Consider the following 9,647-nt stretch of genomic DNA (forward strand, 5'->3'; position numbering starts at 1 on the left):
CCGCCGAATCGCCCTCCACCACATACAGTTCCGACTTGCTCGGATCGGTGGAGCGGCAGTCGGCGAGCTTGCCGGGCAGCCCACCGATGTCGGTGGCGCTCTTACGGCGCACCAGCTCACGCGCCTTCCGGGCTGCCAGCCGCGCGTGCGCCGACGACCTGATCTTGGTGAGGACGGTCTTCGCCTCGGCGGGATTGGCCTCGAACCAGTGCGTCAGCTTGTCGTGGCACACCTTCTGCACGCAGGAGCGTACCTCGGCGTTGCCCAGCCGGGTCTTGGTCTGGCCTTCGAACTGCGGTTCGGCGACCTTCACCGAGATCACCGCGGCCAGCCCCTCGCGGATGTCGTCACCGGTGAGGTTCGGATCCTTGTCCCTGAGCAACTTCTTGTCCCGGGCGTACTTGTTCACCACCGAGGTCAGCGCCGCCCGGAAACCCTCCTCGTGCGTGCCGCCCTCGTGGGTGTTGATCGTGTTCGCGAACGTGTGCACCGATTCCGAGTAACCGGCGTTCCACTGCATCGCCACCTCGACCTCGATGCCCGGCCCGGCGCCGGCGAAGCCGACGATCGACGGCTGGATCGGTTCCTTGGACCGGTTGAGGTGCGCGACGAAGTCGACCAGGCCGTCGGCGTAATGGAAGGTGCGCCTGTCCCCGGCTTCGGCGCTCTCCGGTGTGCGCAGATCGCCGAGGGTGAGCGTCAGGCCGCGGTTCAGGAACGCCATCTCCTGCAGCCGGCGGGCGACCGTCTCGGCGCTGTAGGTGGTGGTCTCGAAGATGTCGCCGTCGGCCCAGAACCTGACCCTGGTACCGGTTCGCGAGGTCGGCGCGCCCTTGGCGAGGACACCCGGTACGGAGTGGTCGTAGGTCTGCGACCACGCGTGCCCGTCGCGCCAGATCTCCACCTCGAGGCGGGTGGACAACGCGTTGACCACGGACACGCCGACACCGTGCAGGCCGCCCGAGACGCTGTAGGAGTCCGAGTCGAACTTGCCGCCGGCGTGCAGCTGGGTCATGACGACGTCGACGGTGGGGATCCCGGTGGCGTGCTGCGCCACCGGGATCCCGCGGCCGTCGTCGACGACCTCGACGCCGCCGTCGGGCAGCAGGGTCACGTCGACCCGGCCGGCGTGGCCGGCCATCGCCTCGTCGACGGCATTGTCGACGACCTCCCAGATCATGTGGTGCAGGCCGCGTTCCCCGGTGGACCCGATGTACATACCGGGTCGCTTACGGACGACGTCCAGCCCCTCCAGGATCGTGATGGATTCGGCGCCATAGGTGTTCGACGTGGCCATCGAGGTGTCTCCTATCCGCTGCGGGCCGGCACGAAGTCGATGGGCGCGCCGGCCGGGATCAGCTCCTCGGTCTTGACGCTGTCCTCGAACTCCTGGATGAAGCGGTAGGCGTGCTGCATCACCCACCACCGCACCCAGGTCTGGTTGACGGCCTCGCGTTCCTTCGGGTCCTCGAGCAGGTTGGTGATGCGGGCGAACCCCAACGGGATCTCGGGATCGTGGAAGTGCTGCTGACGCTTGAAGTTGATCTTGAACTGTGACCACTTCACCGCGTGCAGTTCCTCGTTGAGCCACACCATGCAGCCGTCGCGCTTGGATTCCGCTGTCTCGCCGGTGAAGAACTCACGCTGGTCGATGCCGTCGATGATGCGGTCGGACGGCGGCTCGGCGCCCGCCCAGCGCAGCAGCGTCGGGAACATGTCGGTGACGTGCACCATCTCGTTGCTCTCCCGGGGCGCCACCTTGCCGGGCCAGCGGATCAGGCACGGTGTGCGGATGCCGCCCTCGGCCGAGCTGAAGTAGGAGCCGTCGAAGAAGCCCGCGGTGCCGCGTCCGGCCAGGTGATCCTCGGCGCCGTTGTCGCCGGCGAAGATCACGATGGTGTTGTCCTCGATGCCCAGTTCGGTGAGCGCGTCGAGGATGCTGCCGAAGTCGTGGTCGAGCATCAACAGCGAATCCCCCCACGCCCCGTTGGTGCTCTTGCCCTTGAACTCCTCGCGCACCTCCATCGGGAAGTGCATCAGCGAATGGTTGTGGTACAGGTAGAAGGGCTTGCCGGCGTCGACGCTGCGCTTCATGAACGCCTTTGCGCGCCGGTCGTATTCGCCATCGATCTGGCCCTTGAGTTTCACCGTCAGCTGCTGGTCGGTGGTGGTGACGCCGTCGGCTTTGGTGCCCTCGTACATGTAGGAGTAGCCGTCGCGGTCACCGTCGTACCATGGATCGTCCGGCCACAGGCACTCGTCGTAGGTGCGCGCGGGACCGTACCACTCGTCGAAGCCGTGGTCGGTGGGCCAGCGGCCGTCTTCGGCCCCGATGTGCCACTTGCCGAAACATGCTGTGGCATAGCCGGCCTCGGACAGGATGTCGCCCATGGTGCGTTCCCAGCCGACGATGCCGCCGCCGTTGCCGCCGAGGGCGATGGTGTGGTTGCCGGACCGGATCGGGTAGCGGCCCGTCATCAGCGCGGACCGGGTCGGTGTGCACTGGGGTTCGACGACGAAGTGGGACAGCTTCAACGACTCGGCGGCGAACGCGTCGGCGCGGGCGGTGTCGGCGCCGCGCAGGATTCCCCCGCCGTAGCAGCCGAGCTCACCCATGCCGAGATTGTCGACGTGGAAGTAGACGATGTTGGGTTGTTCGGGCATGGCAAATAGACCTCTCTACTTTGGGGTTGATTCCCCTGCCGGGCTTGGTGTTGCGACGCTCGGGTCAGGGCGGAGGAGCGGTGCCACGTGCGGCGGTGGTCACCAGGGAGCACCTGTCGCCGCGGTACCGCACGGTCTCGAGGTCGAACGGGGTGCCGTCCTCGAGATGGGTGAGCCGGTGGAGCAGCAACAGTGGTGCACCAGGACGGATCTTGAGTAGTTCGGCGGTCTTGGCGTCCGCCGCGACGGACTCGACGGTGATCTCGGCCCAGCCGAGCCGGACGCCGAGCTCCTGCTCGATGAGCGCGAAGACGTCTTGCTGGGTCAGTTCGGCGTCGACAGGGATGGCGCCGAACCGCAGCGATGTCGTGTCCAGGGACAGCGGGAGACCGCCGACCGATCTGAGCCGCTCGATGAACAGGATCGGCGCGTTCTCCGGCAGCTGCAGTTTCGCGGCGACGAACGGCGTGGCGGTGGACTCACGCACCGACAACACCTCGTTGTCGACGGGAAGCTGGTGTCCGGCAAGCGATTCGGCCAGGCCCTCCAACCGGTCGAGGTGCTGGCGCAGCTTCGCGCCGGTGACGAAGGTCCCCGAGCCCTGGACCCGCGTGATCAGGCCTTCGCCACGCAGCAGTTCCAGGGCCTCGCGGATCGCGTTGCGGCTCACGCCGAGCTCGGCGGCGAGCTCCGATTCCGACGGCAGCGCCGGACGGGCGGCGGCCAGTCCGCCGAAGGCGCCCTCCAGGATCTGACTGCGCAGCACATCGCGGACCCACCGCGCGGCATCGGCCCGGGTGCCGGCGTATTCGCGCACCGACGGACGGGGAAAGTCCTTCGGTGGGATCTTCGGTCGCCGTGGCATGCCCTCACTGTGCCAGTTCGCGGCCGGGGTGGCGGATTACCGAATGTTACGCCACCTGATACACGGGAAACGCTGAGGCCAGGCGCTTCACGTCGGCGAAACCGGTGACGTTTCGCCACCGCGCGGGGGGTCAGGCGATGCAGCGGAAACCGATGTGCGTGGTGGCGCTGTCCTGCGACTGGGACGAGCGTGCCGCCGGCCGGTAGCGGTGGCAGTACTCGGGCGCGCACAGGTGCGACCCGCCCTTGAGCGTCTGGTGCACGGTCGGATCACCTGCCGGCGGCGGCGCCGGGCAGCACCCCTCGGCGGCCTGGTCGAGGCGGTGTTGCCGGGTGTACGGCGTGGTGGTCCACTCCCACACGTTGCCGATCATGTCGAGCAGCCCGAACCCGTTGGGCGGGAAGGTGCCGACCGGGGAGGTGCCGCTCCAGCCGAGGGCACCGTCGTTGCGGTAGGGGAAGTCGCCCTGCCAGGTGTTGGCCATCAGCCGGCCGCCGGGGCGCACGTCGTCGCCCCACGCGTACGCCGTGGTGCCACCCGCCCGCGCCGCGTATTCCCACTGCGCTTCGCTGGGCAGTCGGCGGCCGGCCCATCGGGCGTACGCCGCCGCGTCCGGGTAGGCGACCTGCACCACCGGGTGGTCGAGGCGGTCGTCGATCGACGAGCCCTCCCCGAACGGGTGCCGCCAGCAGGCGCCGGGCGCCCAGGTCCACCACTGACGCCAGTCGCGCAGATCGACCGGGCCGCGGGTCTGCCGGAACACCAGCGCACCGGGAACCAGGTCGGCCTGCGGGACACCGGGAAAGTCGGCGGGGTCGAGCGCGCGCTCGGCGACGGTGACATAGCCGGTGTCGGAAACGAATTCGGCGAACTGCGCGTTGGTGACCGGATGGCGCTCGATGGCGAACGGCGCCACCGACACCGTGTGCACCGGCGCCTCCTCGGGATAGAAGTCGACAGATCCCATGCGGAAGGAGCCACCCGGCAGATCGACGGTTTCAGTAAGCACTCCGCCAGGCTAGGTCGTCACCGCCGAGCGCGACACCCGACGGCCCCGTGCGCGTCGTCACCCGATGCGGCGGGTCAGCCACCGCAGCACGGGCCGGCAGGCCGGCCACGAATCCGACGGCTCCATCACGATCGGCTGGTTCAGTCCGCGCTCCAGCCAGGCGCGCGCGTCGCCGAGGCTCATGTCCACGAAGCCGGCGTCAGGGTCGGTAATGCGTTCCGCCGCAACACGAATCACGTCGTCGATCGGATCGGGCACGACGAACGCGTCTCTGACCGCGCCCTGCGCGGTGTGGTCGATCACCGCGACGCAGGTCAGCTCGCCGCCGCCAGCCAGTCTCGCTCCGACCAGCACCTCGTCACCGTCACCGAGCGCATGGGTCAGTCGCGCCGCCCGGTACACCTCGACGCCCGCCAGCTCGGTGAGCCACCGCGGCAGCGCGTCGGGTCGCGTGCCGAGTTCCCGACGGCAGCGGGCCCGCAGCTCGGCGTCGTCGAGCAGCTCGGCGAGTGCCGCCAGCAGCGCCGACGTCTCGAGGTTCGGCACGCCGATGAACCCGTCGACCAGGCCGGCCAGGTCGGGGGTCTCCCGCTGTTCGCCCGGACCCAGCCACGCCAATGGAATGGTCGCTTCGATGATCACGCCCACGATGCCGAGAAGTTCCAGCGGGTGACCGGTCAGGGCCCCACGCACTTCGTCGACCAGCGGTGTCTCCTGCGCAGGGTCCCGTTCCCGGTCGGTCGTCCGCCGGGCGTCCCGCCGCGCCTGCTTGGCTTTGCGGCGCCTGCGTCCGTCGCTCATGGTGCGGACGCTACCCGCGTGGGCGACAGGGTTCGGAAGCCGGAGCTAGGCCCAGTTGTGGTTGCACAGGCTGCAGTGCCACTTCTCGTCCTTGGGGCAGCACCCGCCGACGGCCGCCCAGGGTCCCCAATCCTCCAGGTGGGCCGGCAGGCCGCAGCAGATCGTCATCGTGCGGCGGCCGCCGCAGCGTGGGCATTCGCTGGCTCTGCGCGTACTTGAAGTCGACGAACGAGGTGAAGCCAGGGTATGACAATTCAGGGCTATAGGGTTTGCCGAGCGACCGGTCCGACCGCGTCGACCCCGGCGTACCAGCACACGTTGCGGTGTGCGTGCCGCTGCTCGTTCATGGCCTGATCGGCGCAGTCCAGCACGGCGTCGATGCTCCGGCCGTCCCCGGGGCGGCGTGCGGCGTAGCCGATGGTCAGCGCGACCGGCACCTCGGTCGCGTCGACCAACGTGATGGGCGCGGTGTCGAACTGCTCGGCGATCCGCTTGGCCAACAGCGCCAGGTCCTGCTCCTCGGCGGTGTCGATGATGACAAGGAATTCGTCGCCGCCCCACCGCACGACGAGGTCGTCGTCGCCGACGACGGTGAGCAGGCGGGCGGCCACCTCGACCAGGAGCTGATCGCCGGCATGGTGGCCGCAGGTGTCGTTGACGGTCTTGAATTGTTCGATGTCACAGAGCAACACGCCGTAGGCGTCGTTGTCGGCGGCGAGCTGCTCAAGCCGGCTCCAGCCGGCGGAGCGGTTCGCGATCGCGGTGAGCGGGTCGGTGGCCGCCTGGTGGGCCAGTTCGGCTTCCCGGAGCCGATCGGTGGTGACGTCGACGATCTGGGAGACGAAGCACAGCGGCCGGTCGTGCGGGGCGTGCACCAGCACCGCGGTCAGCGCGCACCACACGACGTGCCCGTCGGCGGCGATGTAGCGCTTGTCGATGCGGTACGAGCGGCGCCGGCCGGCCAGGCATTCGGCGACCAGAGCCAGTTCGGTGGCCACATCCTCAGGGTGGGTGATCTCCTGGAACGTCAGGTCGGCGAACGTCCGTCGGCTGTACCCGAGCATCGCGCGCAGCGCGCGGTTGGTGCGGTGAAACTTGCCGTCCAGTCCGACCACGGCCATCCCGATCGGCGAATGGGCCAGCGCCAGTTCAAAAGGCCGATCCCCCAACAGGTCCACCGTCGCCGGTGAGGTTTCGGTCTCCGCGGCGGTCGCGTGGGCCGCCGGGAAGCCGTGGCCGTGTGGTTTGGGACGGCTCAGGCAGAAGCCCTGTGCCCACGAGATCCCGGAGGCGGCGACGGCGTCCAGTTCGCCCTGGCTTTCCACGCCTTCGGCGATCACGGTGGCGCCGATCTGGGTGGCGAACTGCGCGATGGCCTGGGCGAGCCGGCGCCGGGCGTCGTCGGTGTCCATGTGGCGGGTGATGGACTGGTCGATCTTGACGAATTCGGGTGACAGCTCGAGGACGTGGGAGAACGACGCGAAGCCGGCGCCGACGTCGTCGACCGCGACGCGCATACCGCGCGCCCGGCAGGCGTCGAGGGCGTCGTCGAGGGCGCCATAGTTCGGGACGGCGTCGTGCTCGGTGATCTCCAGCACGATGCGCGACGGGTCGACGTCGGCGAGCAGTTCGGACCACGGGGCGGCCAGCGCCGCGGCCGGGGAGATATTCATCGCGACGAACGCGTCGTGGGGCAGCTGCGGTATCAGCGACAGCACGCGGCTCACGATCGCGGTCTCCAGCTCGATGTCCAGGCCGAGCAGGGCGGCCTGTTCGAAGAACTTGTCGGGGCGGAACGGTTCGCACGGGAAGCGGGCGAGCGCCTCGACGCCGACCACGGTGCCCGATGCGGCGTCGTGAATCGACTGGAAGACGACCTCGAAGTCCCGTTCGGACACCACCCTCCGGATGGCCTTGCGCTGCTCGGAGGTGGGGTCGGTGCCCCACGCCGGGGTGTCGATGAGGGTGCCGATCAGGTCGGCGACCTGTTTGACGATGGGCAGGTCGTCGTCGGCGAGGTAGGGCTTCGGCTCCCGGCTCACCACGCAGACCATGCCGACCGTGGCACCGCCGTGGCCGAGCACCGGCACGCCGACGTAGGCGCCGAGGCCGGATTCACGCGTGATCGGCAGCGCGGCGGTGGTCTGGTTGGCCGAGGTGTCGGGGATGACCGCGGGGAGACGTCCGTCGATGACGCGGACGCAATACGACTCGGACAGGTGGGAGCGCTGCGCGGGCGAGACGCCGAGCCCGTCGGCGTTGCCGTCGAGCACCTCGACGGTCTGCATGCCGTCGTGGAACACCGACAGCCACGCGGTTTCCAGACCGAGGCGCTGCCGGAGGACGCCGAGGAGGGTCCGGACAAGTTCGACGGGGACCTCGGGCTCATCCCCGGCGAGGCGCCCCGGCACCTGCTCGACCGACATGGGCAAAATAATAGAACCGTTAATAAACAGATGCCGGATTTTGACGGTACCTGTTTCAAGGATGTGATCCGACCGTGACCATACGAGTGAGCAGCATAAACCCTGGCAGGCTGTGCCTTTTTCCGAAGGCAAGGGCTGTCGATGCGGTTGCCACCGCACCATAGAAGCAGTTTCAGCAAGCCCCAGCCGGCTCCGCAGATTGGTGCACGAGGGGTCGGTGGGGCGGGCCGATAATGAGTGTCATGGCAGGGGCGGCAGCGGGGTGAGTGCACTCGAGGCGTTCCTGTCGACGTGGGCCAAAGCCCGGGCGACGTTCGGGTCGGGCACTCCGCAGCCGGGTGCGTCGTACGACCACAGCACCGAGTTGACCCGGCTGACCGACGAACTCGACGGGGCGGCGCCGACGGGGTACTGGTCGGGTGGCGCGGCGACGGCGTACGGCAAGGCCAACACCGACCATCAGCGCGTCGTGCGTGAACTCGGCGCGCTCGACAGGCGGCTGGCCGAGCAGGTCGACCGGTCCGCGCAGATCGTGTCCGCGGGGCGGCAGAACCTCGACGCGATCCGCGAGTGGGTGGTCGCGGCGGCGGCCAGCGTGCCGAAGAACCGGGCCGGCGAGCTGATGGTGGCGCCGATCGTGCAGAAGGGCCTGGCGCAGCTGACCGAGGTGGTCACCCGCGCCAACGGCGAGCTGAACACCGTGGGTGGCGCCATCGCCGGGATCGGCGGCGAGTTCCAGGCGCTGGGTGCGGGCCAGAAGTTCGGGGGCCTGCCGGAGGCCCCGGCGCCTGACGGTGACGAACCCGACGACGACGATTCCGGCGGGGACGAATCCGAACGCACGAAGAATCAGATCGACGCGTTCCGGGAGGTGTTCGGCCGGGCCCCGGTCAGCGACGCCGACTGGCTGACCGCCTCCGCTCTCGATCCGAACAGCTATGACCCGAAAAACCAAGGGGTGGACGCGAATATCGTGGTCGGGCGGATCGAGCCGGTCCCGGGGCAGGGCGTGGTCCGGACGAATCTGTTCATCCCGAGCGAGGACGTGTGGGCGCCGACCGTCGGGGTACCGCCTTACGACAACAACCTCGGGGACAACCGCGGCTTCTCCCCCACCGCCGGGCCGGAAGCCTCGCGGGTGGCGATCTACACCGACTTCGAGAACGGCATCATCGTGGCGCGGCAGAACCCGTCGATCAACGCCGACACCGGGCAGGTGCGCACCGGCACACCGTCGATCGGTGCGGTGCAGACCTCCGACGGCGGGGTGCTGATCCGGTACAACGCCGCGGATCCGTTCTCGCCCGGCGGCGAGGGCCTAGCCAAGGCGTCGGGCATCAGCGTGAACGGGACGCTGGGGATCGTGCCGTCGGACACCGGCCCGCGGGTGGGCGGCGACGACGTGACGACGTTCCCGGCGCTGGAGATCTACAGCGACCGCGGCGGGATGACGACCACGGTGCTTCAGGAATGGCCGACCCTGACCAGCGATGCGTCCGGCCCGATGGTCGGGTTGCCGTTCGACAAGGACATCGGTGATCCGAGCGTGGTGCCGAGCTTCAACAGTGTTGTCCCGCAGATGGTTCCGCCTACGATTCCGGATGTGGGTGAGCCGGCGCCGATTCCGGTGACACCGCCGATGTCGATCGTGCCGCCGGGGAACTTCACACCGTTCGGCCCGGCCGGCGAGGCGCCGACGGTGCGACAGTACACGCCGATGCAGGGCACCGAGTTTCTTCCGGGTTCGTGACGCGCGTTCGTACCTACAATTCAGGAATGCGGGAGGCTGATGCGGTGATCGACTGGACATGCGCGGCGATGATCGGGGCGCTGGCGGGCGGAGCGTTCTGGGCGGTGGCGGTGTACGCGCTGATCGCAGCGC

The 9,647-nt window shown here is 68.9% G+C and carries 7 protein-coding genes; 1 reads left to right on the top strand and 6 read right to left on the bottom strand.

Going from position 1 to position 9,647, the window contains the following annotated elements; translation table 11 throughout:
* The 6 genes from ASJ79_RS11140 to ASJ79_RS11165 all read right to left on the bottom strand — a co-directional run.
* Positions 1 to 1,312, bottom strand: a 1,312-nt coding sequence (locus tag ASJ79_RS11140; RefSeq protein WP_369803648.1) for an ATP-binding protein, incomplete at its 3' end; no start/stop codon positions are given.
* The gene (locus ASJ79_RS11145; RefSeq protein WP_067955083.1) at positions 1,309 to 2,664 is read right to left on the bottom strand and encodes an arylsulfatase; all 1,356 of its coding nucleotides are present in this window, start codon (positions 2,662 to 2,664) and stop codon (positions 1,309 to 1,311) included. The genes ASJ79_RS11145 and ASJ79_RS11140, both read right to left, overlap by 4 nt.
* Positions 2,665 to 2,728: 64 nt before the next feature.
* On the bottom strand, positions 2,729 to 3,430 hold the full coding sequence (locus ASJ79_RS11150) for a GntR family transcriptional regulator (protein ID WP_156448379.1): 702 nt from the start codon (positions 3,428 to 3,430) through the stop codon (positions 2,729 to 2,731).
* A gap of 229 nt (positions 3,431 to 3,659) precedes the next feature.
* Positions 3,660 to 4,538: a formylglycine-generating enzyme family protein gene (locus tag ASJ79_RS11155; protein WP_067955088.1), complete on the bottom strand. Its 879-nt coding sequence runs from the start codon at positions 4,536 to 4,538 to the stop codon at positions 3,660 to 3,662.
* A 57-nt stretch (positions 4,539 to 4,595) separates the two neighbouring features.
* The gene (locus ASJ79_RS11160; RefSeq protein WP_067955090.1) at positions 4,596 to 5,339 is read right to left on the bottom strand and encodes a hypothetical protein; all 744 of its coding nucleotides are present in this window, start codon (positions 5,337 to 5,339) and stop codon (positions 4,596 to 4,598) included.
* A gap of 260 nt (positions 5,340 to 5,599) precedes the next feature.
* The gene (locus tag ASJ79_RS11165; protein WP_067955092.1) at positions 5,600 to 7,765 is read right to left on the bottom strand and encodes an EAL domain-containing protein; all 2,166 of its coding nucleotides are present in this window, start codon (positions 7,763 to 7,765) and stop codon (positions 5,600 to 5,602) included.
* Between the two features lie 262 nt (positions 7,766 to 8,027).
* Here ASJ79_RS11165 and ASJ79_RS11170 point away from each other — a divergent pair, with 262 nt between their 5' ends.
* Positions 8,028 to 9,515 (top strand): EspA/EspE family type VII secretion system effector, encoded by a 1,488-nt coding sequence (locus ASJ79_RS11170; RefSeq protein WP_067955094.1) that lies wholly within the window; start codon positions 8,028 to 8,030, stop codon positions 9,513 to 9,515.
* Positions 9,516 to 9,647 lie beyond the last annotated feature (132 nt).

The sequence above is a fragment of the Mycobacterium sp. NAZ190054 genome (assembly GCF_001545925.1).
Lineage (GTDB): Bacteria > Actinomycetota > Actinomycetes > Mycobacteriales > Mycobacteriaceae > Mycobacterium.